Origin of the sequence: Actinomadura napierensis, from assembly GCF_039529375.1 — a bacterium.
GTDB classification, from domain to species: Bacteria; Actinomycetota; Actinomycetes; order Streptosporangiales; family Streptosporangiaceae; genus Spirillospora; species Spirillospora napierensis.
The window spans coordinates 1-16,899 of the sequence record NZ_BAAAMR010000029.1; the positions used below are offsets into that span (position 1 = coordinate 1).

16 protein-coding genes are annotated in these 16,899 nt (G+C 73.5%); 7 read left to right on the forward strand and 9 right to left on the reverse strand.

Features of this window, described 5'->3' with window-relative positions:
• Positions 1-95: 95 nt before the first annotated feature.
• Genes ABD296_RS18025 through ABD296_RS18040 form a run of 4 tightly spaced genes read right to left on the reverse strand, consistent with a single transcriptional unit; the run spans position 96 to position 2,989 of the window.
• Positions 96-704, reverse strand: coding sequence for a response regulator transcription factor (locus tag ABD296_RS18025; RefSeq protein ID WP_344267963.1), 609 nt, complete (start codon positions 702-704; stop codon positions 96-98).
• Entirely contained in the window at positions 701-1,837 is a 1,137-nt protein-coding gene (locus ABD296_RS18030) for a sensor histidine kinase (RefSeq protein ID WP_344267965.1), read from the reverse strand. Before ABD296_RS18030 ends, ABD296_RS18025 begins: the two co-directional genes overlap by 4 nt.
• Before the next feature lie 10 nt (positions 1,838-1,847).
• On the reverse strand, positions 1,848-2,306 hold the full coding sequence (locus ABD296_RS18035) for a hypothetical protein (RefSeq protein ID WP_344267967.1): 459 nt from the start codon (positions 2,304-2,306) through the stop codon (positions 1,848-1,850).
• Positions 2,307-2,356: 50 nt separating this feature from the next.
• Positions 2,357-2,989, reverse strand: a complete 633-nt coding sequence (locus tag ABD296_RS18040; RefSeq protein WP_344267969.1) for a TetR/AcrR family transcriptional regulator — start codon at positions 2,987-2,989, stop codon at positions 2,357-2,359.
• Between the two features lie 268 nt (positions 2,990-3,257).
• Between ABD296_RS18040 and ABD296_RS18045 the strand changes: the two genes are divergently transcribed.
• Genes ABD296_RS18045 through ABD296_RS18055 form a run of 3 tightly spaced genes read left to right on the forward strand, consistent with a single transcriptional unit; the run spans position 3,258 to position 6,015 of the window.
• Positions 3,258-4,277 carry an enoyl-CoA hydratase/isomerase family protein gene (locus ABD296_RS18045; protein WP_344267970.1) on the forward strand — a complete coding sequence of 340 codons (1,020 nt, stop codon included), beginning with the start codon at positions 3,258-3,260 and terminating at the stop codon, positions 4,275-4,277.
• A 45-nt stretch (positions 4,278-4,322) separates the two neighbouring features.
• The gene (locus tag ABD296_RS18050) at positions 4,323-5,153 is read left to right on the forward strand and encodes an acyl-CoA thioesterase (RefSeq protein WP_344267972.1); all 831 of its coding nucleotides are present in this window, start codon (positions 4,323-4,325) and stop codon (positions 5,151-5,153) included.
• Positions 5,154-5,211: 58 nt separating this feature from the next.
• On the forward strand, positions 5,212-6,015 hold the full coding sequence (locus ABD296_RS18055; protein WP_344267974.1) for an enoyl-CoA hydratase/isomerase family protein: 804 nt from the start codon (positions 5,212-5,214) through the stop codon (positions 6,013-6,015).
• Between the two features lie 22 nt (positions 6,016-6,037).
• On the opposite strand, the gene ABD296_RS18060 is transcribed toward ABD296_RS18055, so the two are convergent.
• The 3 genes from ABD296_RS18060 to ABD296_RS18070 all read right to left on the reverse strand — a co-directional run bounded on the left by ABD296_RS18060 (position 6,038) and on the right by ABD296_RS18070 (position 9,530).
• Positions 6,038-7,573, reverse strand: a complete 1,536-nt coding sequence (locus ABD296_RS18060; RefSeq protein WP_344267976.1) for an alpha-amylase — start codon at positions 7,571-7,573, stop codon at positions 6,038-6,040.
• 146 nt (positions 7,574-7,719) lie between these two features.
• Positions 7,720-8,754 carry an NrfD/PsrC family molybdoenzyme membrane anchor subunit gene (gene nrfD, locus ABD296_RS18065; protein ID WP_344267978.1) on the reverse strand — a complete coding sequence of 345 codons (1,035 nt, stop codon included), beginning with the start codon at positions 8,752-8,754 and terminating at the stop codon, positions 7,720-7,722.
• Positions 8,751-9,530 (reverse strand): 4Fe-4S dicluster domain-containing protein, encoded by a 780-nt coding sequence (locus ABD296_RS18070; RefSeq protein ID WP_344268119.1) that lies wholly within the window; start codon positions 9,528-9,530, stop codon positions 8,751-8,753. Before ABD296_RS18070 ends, nrfD begins: the two co-directional genes overlap by 4 nt.
• 241 nt (positions 9,531-9,771) lie before the next feature.
• On the opposite strand from ABD296_RS18070, the gene ABD296_RS18075 reads away from it, so the two are divergent.
• Positions 9,772-10,218: a PaaI family thioesterase gene (locus ABD296_RS18075; RefSeq protein WP_344267980.1), complete on the forward strand. Its 447-nt coding sequence runs from the start codon at positions 9,772-9,774 to the stop codon at positions 10,216-10,218.
• An 11-nt stretch (positions 10,219-10,229) separates the two neighbouring features.
• Here ABD296_RS18075 and ABD296_RS18080 read toward each other — a convergent pair whose 3' ends face one another.
• Positions 10,230-11,096 carry a PaaX family transcriptional regulator gene (locus tag ABD296_RS18080; protein WP_344267982.1) on the reverse strand — a complete coding sequence of 289 codons (867 nt, stop codon included), beginning with the start codon at positions 11,094-11,096 and terminating at the stop codon, positions 10,230-10,232.
• A gap of 117 nt (positions 11,097-11,213) precedes the next feature.
• On the opposite strand from ABD296_RS18080, the gene ABD296_RS18085 reads away from it, so the two are divergent.
• From ABD296_RS18085 to boxB, 3 genes are all read left to right on the forward strand, one after another.
• Positions 11,214-12,833 (forward strand): benzoate-CoA ligase family protein, encoded by a 1,620-nt coding sequence (locus ABD296_RS18085; protein ID WP_344267984.1) that lies wholly within the window; start codon positions 11,214-11,216, stop codon positions 12,831-12,833.
• A gap of 119 nt (positions 12,834-12,952) precedes the next feature.
• The gene (boxC, locus tag ABD296_RS18090) at positions 12,953-14,611 is read left to right on the forward strand and encodes a 2,3-epoxybenzoyl-CoA dihydrolase (RefSeq protein WP_344267986.1); all 1,659 of its coding nucleotides are present in this window, start codon (positions 12,953-12,955) and stop codon (positions 14,609-14,611) included.
• A 2-nt stretch (positions 14,612-14,613) separates the two neighbouring features.
• On the forward strand, positions 14,614-16,032 hold the full coding sequence (boxB, locus tag ABD296_RS18095; RefSeq protein ID WP_344267988.1) for a benzoyl-CoA 2,3-epoxidase subunit BoxB: 1,419 nt from the start codon (positions 14,614-14,616) through the stop codon (positions 16,030-16,032).
• Positions 16,033-16,044: 12 nt separating this feature from the next.
• Here the strand turns inward: boxB and ABD296_RS18100 are convergent, their stop codons facing one another.
• Positions 16,045-16,815, reverse strand: a complete 771-nt coding sequence (locus ABD296_RS18100) for an IclR family transcriptional regulator (protein ID WP_344267990.1) — start codon at positions 16,813-16,815, stop codon at positions 16,045-16,047.
• Positions 16,816-16,899: the final 84 nt, after the last annotated feature.

The following is a 16,899-nucleotide window of genomic DNA, read 5'->3' on the forward strand; positions in this document are numbered from 1 at the left end:
TCCACACCGAACCCGGAGGCCCTCCCTCATTTCAAGATCATCGGCTGACCGTGTTCGCAACCTCTGTGGTTAGAACAACTAGCCCGGCCGGCCCGTCACAGCCAGCCGCGCTCGTCGGCGACGCGCAGCGCCTCCATCCGGTTGCGGGTGCCGGTCTTGGCGATCGCCGCGGACAGGTAGTTGCGGACGGTCCCCTCCGACAGGTGCAGCGTCGCGGCGATCTGCGCCACGGTCGCGCCCGAGCGCGCGGTGCCGAGCACGTCCACCTCGCGGGGGGTGAGCGGCGAGTCGCCGGCCGCCAGCGTCGCCGCCGCGAGGGCCGGGTCGACGACGCGCTCCCCGCGCGCCACCCGGCGGACGGCGTCCGCGAGCGCCTCGGCCCGCGCGTCCTTGACCACGAACCCGGCGGCGCCCGCCGCCATCGCCCGGCGCAGGTAGCCGGCGCGGCCGAACGTCGTCAGGATCACCACCCGGCAGTCCGGCGCCTTCTCGGCGAGCACCGCCGCCGCGGCCAGGCCGTCCGTCCCGGGCATCTCGATGTCGAGCAGCGCCACGTCCGGGCGGTGCTCCAGGACCGCGGCGACCACCTCGTCGCCGCGCCCGACGGAGGCGACGACCTCGAAGTCGTCCTCCAGGTCCAGCAGCGCCGACAGCGCCGTGCGGATCAGCTCCTGGTCGTCGGCGAGCAGCAGCCGGATCGTCATGCGCGCGCACCCTCCGCCGTCCCGACCGTCACCTTCAGCCGCCAGCCGCGGGGTCGTGCCGGCCCGGCCTCCACGCGCCCGCCGGCCGCCGCGACCCGCTCGCGGAGCCCGGTGAGCCCGTTCCCCCCGGACGCGGCGCCGCCCGCACCATCGTCCACGATCTCCACGGCCGACGGCGACAGCGTCACGGTGCAGCGGGCGGCGTGCGCGTGCCGCACCACGTTCGTCAGGCCCTCGCGGACCACCCAGCCGAACAGCTCCTGATGGGCGGGGTCGACCATCTCGGTGGAGGCGGGCAGGTCGGCGGCGACGCCCGCGGCCCGCAGCACCTCCCGGCCCCGGGCCAGCTCGCCCGCGAGCGACACCTCCCGGTAGCCGGACACGGCGGCGCGCACATCGGTGAGCGCCTGCCGGGACAGCTCCTCCACCTCGGTGATCTCCACGACCGAGCGCGGGGAGCCGGTCGCCGCGAGCCGGCGGGCCAGCCCGCTCTTGACCGTGATGACGGTCAGCGAGTGCCCGAGCAGGTCGTGCAGGTCGCGGGCGATCCGCGCCCGCTCGGCCTCCGACGCCAGCCGCGCCACCTCCGCGCGCGCCTCCACCAGTGCCTCGTTGGTGTCGGCCATCTCGGCGTAGGCGTAGACGGTCATCGTGGTGAACACGATCATCAGCGCGGTGAGCAGGTCGGGCCCGGCGTGCCACGGCCGCACCGTCCACGGGACGATCAGCGGCGGCAGCGCCCCGGCCAGCACGATGAGGAGGATGCGCCGGCGCACTACCAGAGCCGTGAAGGCGATGACGACCGCCCACAGGTAGAACGCGAAGTTCCGGGCGAACGGCAGCTCCGCGAGGAACAGCGCGACCATCACGCCGTGGAGGACCCAGAGCCGGACCCGGTCGTTCCTGCGGGCGACCGAGACGCCGGCGAGGACGTAGACGGCTGCGAAGACGGCGGCGATCGTGAACCCCGCCGCAGCGCCCGCCCCCGTGGAGTACTGCGCCACCCCGACAGCCGCCACCGACGGGTACACCAGCATCCCGGTCGCGAGCCCCGCCCGGCGCCGGCCGCGCGTCCACCGCTGCGGATCGGCCGCCGGCCCGCCGCCCGCCGGCGCCGTCACGGCGTCGTCCATGACGGGCACGCTACCGGCCGTCGGACTCGGCGCCCGAGCGGCCCGCGCTGGCGGCGGCGAACAGCGCCCGCATGCGCCGGCCCGCGGTGATGGCGACGACGCAGAGCAGCAGCAGCCCGCAGACCGCTTGCTCGACCTTCATCCACGGCGGGAGGAAGCCGGGGATCGAGACGATGACGACGACCGCCGCCACCATCACCGCCGAGAAGATCCGCAGCCGCCGGTACGCCCCCCGGGAACCCCTGGCGGTGCGGCGGGCGAGGGCGAACGAGATCACCGACACGACGGCGACGATGGTCCCGCGCACCCACACGGTGTCGTTCACCATCGAGTGGTGGTCGCGGAGCAGGTAGACGGCCGCCATCGTCAGCCAGCTGAGCACGAGGTAGGCGCCGGTGAGCAGGGTGATCGCACGGAAGGCGCGCAGGTCGCGGGGGTCGCGGGAGGTGCTTTCGTCGAGTGCGTCCATACCCGTCATGGTGTTCGCGGGCACCCGGTCACGCACAGTGAGTTCGCGCATCACCCGCCCATGACATTCGTCATGGGGCGGCCGTTGGCGGACCGGACGCCGAGCGCCCGGAACAGGAACGCGGTGAGCTGGGCGGCGCCCGCCGACGCGCTCTCCCGCGCCGTCCCGGCCAGCTGGTGCTCGAACGCCCGGCCGAGCGCGGCGCGCGCGGACCGCGCGTCCGGCTCCGGGTCCGCCCAGGGCAGCGACCCGTCCGCCAGGCCCGCGGCCAGGATCTCCGCGATCAGCGCCTCCTGCTCGGCCGCGGCGCGGGCGCGCTCCTCGGCGCAGCCGCGGGCCCGCGTCGCCTCCTCCGAGGTCAGCGCGAGCGCCCGGCGGCGGCGCCGGACGTCCGCGGTGATCCGCAGCATCCCGTCGACCAGGGCGCGCAGCGCCTCGGGCGGGCTCGCGGCGGACGCCGCCCACGAGCGCATCTCCGCCGTCACCAGCGCGCCGTCGCGGCGGAACATCGTCAGCAGCAGCGCGTCCCTGGACTCGAAGTGCCGGCCGAACGCCTCGTCCGGCAGCCCCGCCGCCGCGACGATGTCGCCGGTCGTCACGGGCGCGCCGTCCGCCGCCGCCAGGCAGCGGTACGCGGCGTCGATGATGCGGACCCGCTCGACGGCCTGACCCGGTGCCTGCACGGCCCCTCCCCGCACGCCTTCGTCCGGACGTCCCGGGCGCCCGCCGGGCCCCGGGAGCCTCCACCCTAACCCGGCGGCCCGCCGCCGGGCCGTCCCCGCGAAGGCCACGCTGAGGTGGCCGGACGGCCGTGTTCACGTCGCTCACCTGCACGGACTCGCGGTGCCGCCGCCGCGCCGGAGAGCGCGCGGCGCTACACTCCCGTCCCGGTAGAGATCAACGCGCGGATCCGCCGCCACACCGGAGGGTCCCCGGGCGAGAGGGACCGGCGTGCACGTCTCCATAGCGGACCTCGCGGACGGCGCGGCGGACCTGCCGCCGCTCGACGGGGACGGCGCGGTCCGCGACCCCCTCGTCGCCGTGGACCTCGCGCCGGCCGACGCCGCGGTCGTCGCGCGGGCCGTGCGCCGCGCCCGCGACTGTGACCGCATCCTGGTCGGCGTGGGCGCCGGCGACCGCGACCTGGTCCGGGCCCTCGACCTCACCCTCACCGGGCCGGCGGGCGGCGGGCCGGAGAGCGTCGCCGCCGGCGACCCGGCGGAACGGCTCGCCGCGCTGCGCGCCGCGGCCGCGCACAGCCCGCAGGCGGCGCTGGTGCTGCGCGACGTGCTGCGCACCACGGACGGCATGCCCGTCGGCGCGGCGCTGGACGTGGAGTCCTACGCCTACTCGACGCTGCTCGGCGGGGCCGAGTTCGCGCGCTGGCTCGCCTCGCGCGGGCCGCGGCTGCTGCCGTCCGACGTCAAGGACCCGGTGCTGATGGCGCGGGACGGCGGCGTCCTGTCGATCACGCTGAACCGGCCGCAGCGCCGCAACGCCTACGGGCGCCAGCTCCGCGACGCGCTCGTCGACGCCCTCCGCGTCGCGCTGCTCGACGACGGGATCTCCCGCGTCGTCCTGGACGGCGCGGGCCCGGTGTTCTGCTCCGGCGGCGACCTGGACGAGTTCGGCACCGCGCCCGACCTCGCGACGGCGCATTTCGTGCGGACCCGCGCGGGCGCGGGCCGGCTGGTCCACCGCCTCGGGCCGCGCATCGAGGTCCGGGTGCGGGGCGCCTGCGTCGGCGCGGGCATCGAGCTGCCCGCGTTCGCCGGGCGCGTCGTCGCGGCCGGCGACGCGACGTTCCGGCTGCCCGAGGTGTCGATGGGCCTGATCCCCGGGGCCGGCGGGACGGTGTCGCTGCCCCGCCGGATCGGCCGGTGGCGCACCCTGTACCTCGCGCTCACCGGCGAGCCCCTCGACGCGCGCACCGCGCTGGCCTGGGGCCTGGTCGACGAGGTCCTGCCGTGAGGGCGGCCGGAGAAGCACCGGGCGACGTCGGATAGCGTCTCGTCCGTGCGACCCACGATCAACGAGCGACCCGAACCCCGGCTGGAAGAGATGCACTCCGTTCTGGAACTGCTGGACCTGGAGGAGCTCGACCGGGACCTGTACCGCGGCGCCCTCGTGTTCGACGACCCGTACCCGCTGTACGGCGGGCAGGTCGCGGCGCAGGCGCTGCGCGCGGCGGGCGGCACCGTCCCGGAGGGCCGGCTGCCGCACTCGCTGCACGGCTACTTCCTGCGCGGCGGCGACGCCGCCCGCCCCACGATCTTCCGCGTCGACCGGGACCGCGACGGCCGCTCGTTCTCCGCGCGCCGCGTCGTCGCGCTGCAGGGCGGCGAGGTCATCTTCAACATGTCGGTGTCGTTCCAGCAGCCCGCCGCGGACGAGGACCGCCAGGTGCACCCCGCCCCGGACGCGCCCGGCCCCGAGACGCTGCCGGACGCGGAGATGCCGCGGCTGTTCTCGATGGACAGCCGCGTGCCGCCCCAGCCCTACGCGGCGTCCGACTTCCCGACGCGGGTCTGGTCGCGCTGCGTCGAGCCGCTCCCGGACGACGACCTGCTGCACGCGTGCGTGCTGACGTACCTGTCCGACATCTCCAGCGGGCTGACGGCGCTGCACGACGGGAAGGCCCGCTCGGGGTCCAGCCTCGACCACGCGGTGTGGTTCCACCGGCCCGTCCGGATGGACGCGTGGGTGCTGATGGACCTCGTCCCGCTGACCGTCGCCTCCGGGCGCGGCCTGTATTCGGGAACGATCCACACCCGGGACGGCGTGCTCGTCGCGAGCCTCACCCAGGAGTGCCTGTTCCGCACCCCGCGCGACCGGCCCGCCTCCTGACGCGGCTACGCTGACGCCGCCCGCCGCCGTGGCGGACGCAGCCGTCGCAGGAGGAACGTTGAGCGAGATCGTCGTGTCCCGGCCGCGGCCGGGCGTCACCCGCGTGGAGATGAACCGGCCCGAGCGGCTGAACGCGATGACGGCCGGGATGATCGAGGGCCTGCACGCGGCGCTGGCCGAGGCGGGCGCGGATCCCGAGTGCCGGGCGGTCGTGCTGACCGGCGCGGGTCGCGGTTTCTGCGCGGGCCTGGACCTGGGCGGCTACGGCGAGCCGGAGGGCGTGGACGGTGCGGGCGCGGTGCAGCGGGGGCTGGCCACGCAGCGGCACATCGCCGGGCTGGTGCAGCGGATCCGGCGGTTGCCGCAGCCGGTGGTGGCGGAGGTGAACGGCGCGGCGGCGGGCGGCGGGCTGGCGCTGGTGCTGGCGTCGGACCTGCGGATCGCTTCGACGTCGGCGGTGTTCGCGGTGTCGTTCATGCGGGTCGGGTTCTCGGCCTGCGACATCGGCACGTCCTGGATGCTGCCGCGGCTGGTCGGCGCGGGGCGGGCGCACGAGCTGATGATGACCGCCCGGCGGTTCGACGCCGAGGAGGCGCTGCGCATCGGGATGCTCGCCGACGCCGTCGCGCCCGATGAGCTGTCCGCGCGGGTGGACAGGGCCGTCGACGACCTGCTGTCGATGCCGCCGCTGTCGCTGTCGCTGACCAAGCAGGCGATGTGGCTGTCGCTGGAGATCCCGTCGTTCGACGCGGCCGTCGAGCTGGAGAACCGCCAGCAGGTCCTGACGATGATGACCGCCGACCAGACCGAGGCCATGGCCGCGTTCGTGGAGAAGCGCGCCCCCGACTACGGCAACCGCTGAGCGGGGGCGCGCTCTCACCGGGTCATCCGGCGGTCGCGCCGACGTCGATGGCGACGGCGCCGCCTGCCGGGATCGTGACGGTGGCGGTTCCGCCCGACACTGTTACCGCCGTGCCGTTGCAGCCGTCCGCCTTCGTGCCGCCGGTGATGACGTCGCAGTACACGCCGTCCGGCAGGCCCGTGCTGTAGGTGGCGGTGGACGCGCCGGACGAGGCGTTCAGCCCGATCCAGCCCTTCGCGCCGCGGCTGAACCCGATGACGTCGCCGGCGGTGGCCGTGAAGTTGGAGACGGTGGTGGCGGACGCGGTGGCGTTGTGCCAGCCGACCATTCCCTTGACGCCGGTCGACTGCGTGATGCACTGCCAGCCGTCCGAGCAGTTCGCGTCGGTGACGAAGCCGTTGGAATCGGCGGGCGGCGACTGCCCGGCCGCCGACCAGGCGAACCCGTCGAACACGGACGGCCTGCCGTACGGGTAGGCGAGCAGGAAGTAGTTCGCCAGCGTGTAGGCGGTCCCGTTCTTGTAGCTGAGCGTGCTGCCGTTGCGTTCCGTGTCGTGGTTGGCGACCATCGCGAACGTCTGGCCGCTTCCGGCGTCCAGCGACCAGGACGGGATGCCCGACAGGTTCGACAGCGTGCCGGCGGAGAACTGCGCCTTCAACCCGTCGGCGTAGGAGAAGCCGATGACGTCGCCGTTGGCGGTGAACGCGGACGGCTTGAGGGCGTCGGTCGAAGAGCCCGGCATGACCTCCTGCGCGATGTACGGGGCCTTTCCCTCCGCCGTCGTGGTGTGCAGCGCGCCCTTGATAGCCGCGAAGTCGGCCTGCGGGATGTGCTTGGCCGCGTCGACGCGGAACCCGTCGACGCCGAGCCCGACGAGGTCGTTGAGGTATCCGGCGATCTCGCCGCGAACGTAGTCGGTCTGCGTCTTCAGGTCGGAGAGATGTTCCAGCTCGCAGTTCTGGACCTCGGCGGTGTCGTTCCAGTCGTCGATGACGCCGTCGTCGTCGTTGCAGTACCCGTCGCCGGGATGGTGGAAGTCGCCGTACCCGTACGGGACGGCGGGATAGGCGTACCCGGACGGGTCGAACGTCGAGCCGCCGTAGGTGGTGGTGAGCGTGTTGTTCGCGCCCGCCATGTGGTTGACGACCGCGTCGGCGTAGACGCGGACGCCCGCGCCGTGGCAGGCGGTGACCATCGCGGCGAACTGCGCGCGCGTGCCGAGCCGGCTGGTCAGGGTGTAGGAGACGGGCTGGTAGACCTCCCACCAGGGGTGGGCGCCGTCGCCGGTGGACGCGAGGCTGACCGACTCGGCGGGCGGGGCGACCTGGACCGCGCCGTACCCGGCGGGACCGAGCTGGTCGGTGCAGGCCTTGGCGACGGAGTTCCAGTTCCATTCCCACAGGTTCGCGGTGACGTCACTGGCGTTGAGGGCCGTGTCGGCGCGGAGTGCGGCGGCGCGGGCCGTCCCGTCCGGGGACGGGACGGCGAACGGCGCGGCGCCGCAGATCAGGAGGGTGGCGGAGGTGATCAGGGAGCGAGCGGGGCTTCGACGGTGCATGTCGGCGAACTCCTGTCACAGGGCACATGGCGCGTGCCTGAAGGGGGTGGGGGACGGCCGTCCGCGAGCACCGTGAGAATGCTCTCTTCTTGCAGTCAGGTCAAGAGCTTGCGCAAGATTTCATAGCTCTTGCAGAAACCTGACGGTCATGCGCCTTCGGTCTTCGCCGTGTCCCGGGCGTTCGCGCGCTCGCGCTGCGGCACCACGGTGTACTTCGGGTCCTGCGCCGACTGCATTCCGGCGTGGAACACCCCGAACCTCGTGCACGCCGAACCGGCCAGCAGCGCGGCGCCGCTCACGGCCGCCGCGACGCGGCTGCGCCCGCCGAGCAGCGCGCCGCCGGCGGCGCCTGCGACCGACAGGATCTCCGCCGCCCGTATCAGCGTGCCGCCCTTGCCCTGCCGGTACGGCTCCGCGACCATCCCGAGCCGGCGTTCCATCAGCTTGGACGCGGCGAGTTCGAGCCCCGCGCCGAACACCGCGGCGCTGCGCATCGGCGCCGTCTCGGCGACCGGCGAGGCGAGCAGCGCCATCCCGGACGCGGCGGCCGCGGCGGAGCCGACGAACACCAGCGGCAGCTCCCGGTAGCCCTCGTGCCACGCGGGCACCGCCGTGTCGGCGGCGAGGACGGCGGTGTAGGCGGCGACCGCCGGGCCGAGCGCCGCGGCGCCCGCCGTCGCGGCCCTGCCCAGCGGCTTGAACAGCCCGGTCACGTCCAGCACCGCGGCGGCGCCGGCCGCCGGGCCGTAGGCGGCCAGCAGCCATGAGCCCATGCTCATCGGCGAGGTCGGCTTGATCACCCGCAGCATGTTGAAGAACCGCGCGGGACGTCCGAGGTCGTGGACCAGCGCCGCCGCCGATCCGGCGATGGCGGCCAGCGAGGAGATCTTCAGCGCCCGCGCGGCGGCCGGACGCCCGGTCAGCTCCGCGCCCGCCGCCAGCACCGACCCGGCGCCCGCCAGGCCGCCGAGGAAGAAGTACCCGGCGATGTCGGCCGCCTGCCACACCGGCGCGTTCAGCACGGGCTTGCCGTAGTAGGAGGTGAACTCGGCCTTCGGCACCATCGCCCGCTCGCCGCGGCGCCTGCGGCGCTCGCCCTTGCGGCTGCCCTGGCCGATGAGGGCGTCCCTGCCCTCCCGCTGCCCCTGGACGCCGTCCTTGGTGACGTCGGACGTGCTCATCGCCCGCCTCCCGGCCGGCCGTGGACGGTGAACAGCGCGGCTATCCCGCCGGCGAGCGCGGCGGCGGCGACGCCCGCGTGCTTCCACATGGACGGCAGGTCCCGCGTGGTCACGACCGGGTCCGGTGGCAGCCCGTAGACCTCCGGCTCGTCCAGGAGCAGGAAGAACGCGCCGTCGCCGCCGACGCCGTCCTCCGGGTCGTGCCCGTACAGCCGGGCGTCCTCGACGCCGATGTCGTGCAGCTGGTCGACGCGGGCGGCGGCGCGTTCGCGCAGCTCGTCCAGCGGGCCGAACTGGATGGAGTCGGTGGGGCACGCCTTGGCGCAGGCCGGTTCGAGGCCGTCGCCGATCCGGTCGTAGCACAGGGTGCACTTCCAGACGCGGCCGTCCTCCTTGCGCTGGTCGATGACGCCGTAGGGGCAGGCGGGCACGCAGTAGCCGCAGCCGTTGCAGATGTCCTCCTGGACGACGACCGTCCCGAACTCGGTGCGGAACAGCGACCCGGTCGGGCAGACGTCCAGGCAGGCGGCGTGCGTGCAGTGCTTGCACACGTCCGACGCCATCAGCCACCGCACGCCGGAGTCGGCGTCGCCGACCGGCTTGTCCTGCTCGATGAAGGCGACGTGCCGCCAGGTGTCCGCGCCGAGCCCCTGGGTGTTGTCGTAGGACATCCCGGTGAACTCCAGGCCGTCCTCGGGGACGGCGTTCCACTCCTTGCAGGCGACCTCGCAGGCCTTGCAGCCGATGCAGACCGAGGTGTCGGTGAAGAACCCCATGCGGGGCGGGGCGTCCGGATAGCCGGCGTCCGCGGCGACGCCGGGCTCGGCGCCCGCCAGCAGGTTCCGTCCGACCAGCCCGCTCATGTGGTCACCTCCGGCCCGTGGACAAGGCGCTGCGTCCCTTCCCGCGAGAAGGCCGCCTACACCTGCGCCGTTCCGGGCTCCGCTGGGACATGTCGGTGCATTGACGGCTTTTCGGACGGCTGGATAGCGTCGGGAGATCGTCGAGGAGGCTGCGATGGCGGAGGATCCGTCCGGCTACGCGGGCCCGCTGGACCGCACGCTGGGCCTGCGGGTGGTCGAGGCGTCCGACCGGGAGGTCGTGGCCGAGATCGAGGTGACGGGCAGGCTCATGCAGGCGTACGGGATCGTGCACGGCGGCGTGTACTGCGCGATCAACGAGACCGTCTGCAGCATGGGCGCCGCGCTCACCGTCGGGCTGGAGCACCGGGTCGTCGGGATCAGCAACCACACCCGCTTCATGCGCGCCGTCCGGGAAGGCCGGCTGACCGCCCGCGCCCGCCCGGTCGACCGGGTCGGCGACCACGTCACCTGGCAGGCGACCATCACCGACGACAAGGGCCGGGTGGCCGCCGAGGGCACCGTCAACCTGCTGCGGCTCACCCCGCAGGGCCCGCCCGGGCCCGAGGGCGGACGGGCGGCGAGGTCACCGGCGGCCGGCTGATGAGCGGCCGGTCAGTCGGCGGTCATCGCCTTCCACTGCCGGTCCGCGACCGGCCGCCAGGCGCCGTGCCGCTCGTAGAAGAGCGCGCACGCCTGCGAACCGCTCCAGTCGTCCGGCAGCAGCTCGGCCGGCAGCGCCGGGTCCAGGAACGGGAACCGCCGCCACTCCTGGACGAGCCGGGCGTGCGCGGCGAACGTCCCCGGATCGTCGGCGGGACGCAGCGCGCGGACCGCGTCGAGGAAGTCCTCGTAGGCCAGCTCGATCTCGTCGAGGCTCCACGCCTGCCGGGCGACGCGGCGCGCCTCGCCGAGGTCGCCGAGGCCGCCGACGAACAGCGTCGAGGTGTCGGCGACGCCGATCTCGCCGAGCACCTCGCGCACCTCGGGCTCGCGTTCGGGATGCGGGCTGACCCACACGCCGGGGGACAGGTTGCCGAGGCCGTTCCAGGACAGCCGGGTCCGCAGCAGGTGCCGCAGCTTCCGGTTCGTCTCGGGGACGGTGGCGAGGACCAGCAGCCACCGCCCGTCCCAGTCGCCGCCGGGGCGGCCGAAGCCGTAGATGCGCTCGGTGCCGGCGGTGAGCAGCCGCTTCCCGGCCGGGGTCAGGTGCCAGGCGGTGCGCCGGCCCTGCCGCTCCCCGGACAGCCAGCCCTCGCTCGCGCTTCGGGCGAGCGCCTGCCGGACGGCCTTCTCCTCGACCCCGAGCAGCCTGAGCGCCTCCAGGAACGCCGCCGTCCACACCGGTTCGCCGGCGGGCAGGACGAACTCGCCGAGGACGGTCAGCAGCAGCGAGCGCGCGCTCGCCGCCCCGAGTTCGCGGCGGCGCCGGAACCGCGGACCCGCGCCGGTTTCCGCGTCCGTGCCGGCGGCCGGGGTCATCGGCTCTCCCTCCGCGGGTGGCTGCATCCGGTCCCTCATCATTCCACATAACTATTGACTAGCGTTTTGCGAGTGTAGAACATATTTGCCACGGTTCACGGCGAAGGGGAGCCCCCGATGACCGCTGACGCGGCGACCGGCCAAGCGCGGCCGGACACGTTCAACGCCTCCGATTATCTGCTGGAGGCCGCGCGGGATCCCGTCACCGCCGGACGGACGGTGCTCACCGGCCCCGGCGGCGACCTCAGCTACGCCGAGCTGGACGTCCTCGCGGGGAACGTCGCCGCCGGGCTGGAGGCGTGGGGGCTGCGGCCTGAGGAGCGGGTCGTGCTGTTCATGGCGGACGGCCCCGCCATGGCGGGCGCGATCCTCGGTGCGATGCGGCTCGGCGCCGTCCCCGTCCCGGTGTCGACCATGCTGACCGGTGCCGAGCTGGCGGCGCTGCTGAACGACGCGCGGGCCCGGTTGCTGCTGGTCAGCGACCGGTTCGCCCTTCCTGCGGAGGAGGCTCTGGCGCTGGCCCCAGGCGTCCGGCGCGTCGCGGTCGAAGGGGACGCGGTCGAAGGGGACGCGGCGCTCCGCGTTCCGGCGGGCGTGCGGCTGAACCCCTTCGCCGACCTCGTCGAGGAGGGTGCGGCGCAGGGCGCGGAGGTCCGCGAACCGTACGCGACCGCCGACGACTCCAGCGCGCTGTGGCTCTACACGTCCGGGACGACCGGCAAGCCCAAGGGCGCGATGCACCGGCACGCCAACATCCGGCACGTCGTGGAGGCCTACGGCCGGCAGGTCCTCGGCATCACGCCGGAGGACCGCTGCTACTCGGTCGCCAAGCTGTTCTTCGCCTACGGCATCGGCAACTCGCTGTTCTTCCCGCTCGCCGCCGGCGCCACCACGATCCTCGACCCGGACCGGCCGACGCCCGCGTCCGTGGCCGAGCGGCTGCGCGAGTACCGTCCCACGCTGTTCTTCGCCGTCCCCACCTTCTACGCCGCGCTGCTGAACGCGGACGTGCCGTCCGAGGCGTTCGCGTCGGTGCGGCTGGCGGTGTCGGCGGGCGAGCCGCTGCCCGCCGAGCTGTGCCGCCGCTTCACCGAGCGGTACGGCGTGGAGATCATCGACGGCATCGGCTCGACCGAGTGCCTGCACATCTTCCTGTCGAACCGTCCGGGCGAGGTGCGTCACGGCACCACCGGCGTCGCCGTCCCCGGCTACGAACTGCGCGTCGTCGACTCGGCCGGCGCCGACGTCCCGCCCGGCACCCCCGGGTCGCTGCTGGTGAAGGGCGAGTCGATCGCCACGGGCTACTGGTGCCGGACGGAGACGACCCGGCAGGTGTTCCAGGGCGAGTGGCTGCGCACCGGCGACACCTACGTGGTGGACGAGGACGGCTACTACACCTGCCTCGGGCGCACCGGCGACATGCTCAAGGCGGGCGGCATCTGGGTGTCGCCGGCGGAGGTGGAGGCCCGGCTGCTGGAGCATCCGGCGGTCGCGATGGTCGCGGTCGTCGGCCTCCCGGACGGCGACGGCCTGGACAAGCCGATCGCGTGCGTCGTCCTCGCGGACGGGGTGAAGGCCGAGCCGGAGGAGCTGATCGAGTTCTGCCGGGCGGGCCTGGCCGCGTTCAAGCGGCCCCGCGAAGTGCTGATCATGGACGTGCTGCCGACCACGGCCAGCGGCAAGCTGCGCCGCTTCGCCGTCCGCGACCTGGCCGCCGCCCTCCTCGGACGCGACTGACCCCGCACGCCGCCGCTGTTCCGGCGGCGGCTCGCCCGGTGCCGATATGCTACAAACTCTTGACGTGGTGACCGTGTCCTGTGGAGCATGGGAGCACGGACAGACTGGAGGAGCACCCCATGCACGTCGAGTTCCGGACGGATCCGGCCCGCTACCGGCACTGGAGGGTCGAGGTCGACGGTCCGGTCGCCACGCTGACGATGGACGTCGACGAACAGGGGGGCCTGGTCCCCGGCTACGAGCTGAAGCTCAACTCCTACGACCTGGGCGTCGACATCGAGCTGTACGACGCCGTCCAGCGGCTGCGGTTCGAGCACCCCGGGGTCCGCACGGTCGTGGTGACCAGCGGCAAGGAGAAGATCTTCTGCGCGGGCGCCAACATCCGGATGCTGGCCGCGTCCGAGCACGCGTGGAAGGTGAACTTCTGCAAGTTCACCAACGAGACCCGCAACGGCATCGAGGACGCGACGGCCAACTCGGGGCAGACCTACCTCGCCGCGTGCAACGGCACAGCGTCGGGCGGCGGCTACGAGCTGGCGCTCGCCTGCGACCACATCATGCTCGTGGACGACCGGTCGTCCACCGTCTCACTGCCGGAGCTGCCGCTGCTGGGCGTGCTGCCGGGCACCGGCGGGCTGACCCGCGTCACCGACAAGCGCCACGTCCGCCGCGACCGGGCCGACTACTTCTCCACCAAAGCCGAGGGGCTCGGCGGCAAGAAGGCCGTCGCGTGGCGGCTGGTCGACGAGGCCGTGGCCCGCACCGCGTGGGACGCCGCCGTCGCGGACCGAGCCGCCGAGCTGGCCGCCCGCTCGAACCGTCCGGCCGATGCCGAGGGCGTCGCGCTGACCCCGCTCGACAAGACCCGCACCGAAGACGAGATCGCCTACCGGCACGTGACGGCGAAGCTGGACCGCGACGCCGCCGCCGTCGAGATCACCATCGCCGGCCCCGTCGCCGACGCACCCGAGGACATCGCGGGCGTCCACGTCCAAGGCGCGGAGTTCTGGTCCCTGGCGATGACCCGCGAGCTGGACGACCTGATCCTCGACCTGCGCACCAACGAGCCGTCCCTGGGCACGTGGATCTTCCGCACCGCCGGCGACCCGCTGAAGGTCCTCGACCACGACCGCCTGCTGCTCGACAACCCCGGCGACTGGCTCGCGAACGAGATCGTCCTGTACCTCAAGCGGACGCTGAAGCGCCTCGACGTCACCAGCCGCAGCCTCATCGCGCTGATCGAGCCCGGCAGCTGCTTCGCCGGCTCCCTGCTCGAGCTCGCGCTCGCCGCCGACCGCTCCTACCAGCTGGAAGGCGTCTTCGAGGACGTCGACCCGGACGCCGACCCCGCCACCATCGCCGTCGATGCGATGAACCTCGGCCCCCTTCCGATGGGCAACGGCCTCACCCGCCTGGAGACGCGTTTCCTCGGTGACGACGAGGCCCTGGCCGCCGTCCGCGACGCCGTCGCCAAGCCCCTCGACGCCGGCGACGCCGAGCGCCTCGGCCTGGTCACCTTCGCGCCCGACGACATCGACTGGGACGAGGAGGTCCGCATCGCCGTCGAGGAGCGCGCCGGATTCTCCCCCGACGCCCTGACCGGCCTGGAGGCCAACTACCGCTTCCCCGGCCCCGAGACCCTGGAGACCAAGATCTTCGGCCGGCTCACCGCCTGGCAGAACTGGATCTTCAACCGGCCGAACGCGTCCGGCCCGGACGGCGCGCTGCGCCGCTACGGCACCGGACGGCGCGCCGACTTCGACCGAAAGCGAGTCTGAGCATGCCCGTCTCCGCGGACTACTCCGAGAAGATCCCGAACAACGTCGACCTGCACGAGGACCGGCGCCTGCAGCGGGCCCTGGAGTCGTGGCAGCCGAACTTCCTGTCCTGGTGGGAGTCGATGGGCCCGACCCTGCCGACCCAGGAGGTCTACCTGCGCACCGCCGTGAACGTCGGACGCGAGGGCTGGGCGCACTTCGGGCACGTCGCCATGAAGGACTACCGCTGGGGCATCTTCCTCGCCGAACGCGACGGCGACCGCCGCATCGGCTTCGGCGCGCACAAGGGCGAGCCCGCCTGGCAGAAGGTGCCGGGGGAGTACCGCGCCGAGTTGCAGCGCCTGATCGTCATCCAGGGCGACACCGAGCCCGCGTCCGTCGAGCAGCAGCGCAACCTCGGCGCCACCGCCCCGAGCCTCTACGACCTGCGCAACCTGTTCCAGGTGAACGTCGAAGAGGGCCGCCACCTGTGGGCGATGGTCTACCTCCTGCACGCCTTCTTCGGACGCGAGGGCCGCGAGGAGGCCGAGGAACTGCTGCACCGCAACTCCGGCAGCGAGGAGTCGCCGCGCATCCTCGGCGCCTTCAACGAGGAGACCCCCGACTGGCTCTCCTTCTTCATGTTCACCTACTTCACCGACCGGGACGGCAAGTACCAGCTCGGCACCCTGAAGGAATCCGGGTTCGACCCGCTGTCGCGCACCTGCGAGTTCATGCTCAAGGAAGAGGCCCACCACATGATGGTGGGCACCACCGGCATCGACCGCGTCGTCGAGCGGACCGTCCAGCTCATGATCGAGCACGACACCGACGACGTCGCCGCCTACGGCGCGATCCCCCTGGACATGATCCAGAAGTACCTGAACTTCCACTACTCGGTGTCGCTCGACCTGTTCGGCTCCGAGACGTCCAGCAACGTCGCCAACTACTACACCGCCGGGCTCAAGGGCCGCTGGATGGAGGGCCGGCGCAAGGACGACCACCGCCTCACCGACGACGCCATCCTGGTGGACGCCCTGGTCGACGGCGAGATCGGGCAGACCGAGGTCGCCGCCCTCGTCGGCCTCAACACCGACCTGCGCCGCGAGTACGTCTCCGACTGCCAGAGCGGCGTCAACCGCTGGAACCGCATCCTCGCCGACGCGGGCCTGCCGCAGCGCCTCTACCTGCCCAGCGTCGCGTTCAACCGCAAGGTCGGCGCCTTCGCCGGCATCGAGGCCACCCCCAGGGGCGAGCGCCTCGCCCCCGAGGAGTGGGAGGCCCGCCAGGCCGCCTGGCTGCCGACCGAGGTCGACAAGACCCACGTCCGCTCGCTGATGCGCCCCGTCCACGAGCGCGGCAAGATCGCCTCCTGGATCGCCCCGCCCCGCAACGGCATCAACGGCAAGCCCTTCGACTACGACTACGTCCACCTGTCCTGACCCGCGGTTCCGTCAGGCCGGACGGGTGTCGGGCGCCAGGTCGAACGCGTCGGCGCCGGCGGCCCGCGAGATGCCCCGCGCGGCGGCCTTCAGCGCGGGGACCTGGGCGCGGGCGTTGCCGTCGTTCGGGACCACGACCGACAGCGACGCGATGACCTTGCCGTCCGGTCCCCGGACCGGCACGGCGATGCCGGTCGCGCGCTCGTCGATGTAGCCGGGGCACAGCGCGACGCCGCTGCGGCGCACGTCGGCGAGCAGCGCCCGCAGCCGGCGCGGATCGACCACCGTGCTCGGCGTGAAGGCGACGAGTTCCCCGGCCAGCACGTCCTCCTGCAGGTCGGCGGGCGCGTTCGCAAGCAGCACCAGCCCGCTGGACGAGGCGTGCAGCGGCAGCCGCCCCGCGATCCGGGTCAGGTTGATCACCGCGTTCGGCATCGAGAGCCGCTCCACGAACAGCACCTCGCGGCCGTCCAGCACGCCGAGCTGGGTGTGGTGGCCGATCACCGCGTGCAGGTCCTCCATGAACGGCATCGCGGCCTCGCGGAGCCCGAGCGTCGGCGCGGCCCGCGACGCCAGCTCCCACATGCGCAGGCCGACCCGCACGCGGCGCCGCTCGTCCCGCGCGAGCAGCCCGTGCCGCACCAGCTCGTCGACCAGCCGCGACGCCGTCGCCACGTGCAGGCCGGTGCGCCGCGCGATCTCCGACACCGACAGCGCCGGATGGTCGGGATCGAACGCGTCGAATATCCGCACCGCCCTGGTCAGGACGGACTCACGTGTCACTCTGCCATTCTGCCCCGCACACGAAGGACGGGCGCCGCCCGGTGAGGCGGCGCCCGTCCTGTGAACGCCAGGGCGAAGAGAGCG

What these genes read in the sequence shown, in the direction of transcription:
- nrfD (WP_344267978.1), bottom strand. Translation starts at nt 8,754, where the DNA reads ATGAGCACGTCCGACGTCACCAAGGACGGCGTCCAGGGGCAGCGGGAG.
- ABD296_RS18025 (WP_344267963.1), bottom strand. Translation starts at nt 704, where the DNA reads ATGACGATCCGGCTGCTGCTCGCCGACGACCAGGAGCTGATCCGCACG.
- ABD296_RS18080 (WP_344267982.1), bottom strand. Translation starts at nt 11,096, where the DNA reads ATGACCCCGGCCGCCGGCACGGACGCGGAAACCGGCGCGGGTCCGCGG.
- ABD296_RS18035 (WP_344267967.1), bottom strand. Translation starts at nt 2,306, where the DNA reads ATGGACGCACTCGACGAAAGCACCTCCCGCGACCCCCGCGACCTGCGC.
- ABD296_RS18070 (WP_344268119.1), bottom strand. Translation starts at nt 9,530, where the DNA reads ATGGGGTTCTTCACCGACACCTCGGTCTGCATCGGCTGCAAGGCCTGC.
- boxB (WP_344267988.1), top strand. Translation starts at nt 14,614, where the DNA reads ATGCCCGTCTCCGCGGACTACTCCGAGAAGATCCCGAACAACGTCGAC.
- ABD296_RS18060 (WP_344267976.1), bottom strand. Translation starts at nt 7,573, where the DNA reads ATGCACCGTCGAAGCCCCGCTCGCTCCCTGATCACCTCCGCCACCCTC.
- ABD296_RS18030 (WP_344267965.1), bottom strand. Translation starts at nt 1,837, where the DNA reads ATGGACGACGCCGTGACGGCGCCGGCGGGCGGCGGGCCGGCGGCCGAT.
- boxC (WP_344267986.1), top strand. Translation starts at nt 12,953, where the DNA reads ATGCACGTCGAGTTCCGGACGGATCCGGCCCGCTACCGGCACTGGAGG.
- ABD296_RS18085 (WP_344267984.1), top strand. Translation starts at nt 11,214, where the DNA reads ATGACCGCTGACGCGGCGACCGGCCAAGCGCGGCCGGACACGTTCAAC.
- ABD296_RS18075 (WP_344267980.1), top strand. Translation starts at nt 9,772, where the DNA reads ATGGCGGAGGATCCGTCCGGCTACGCGGGCCCGCTGGACCGCACGCTG.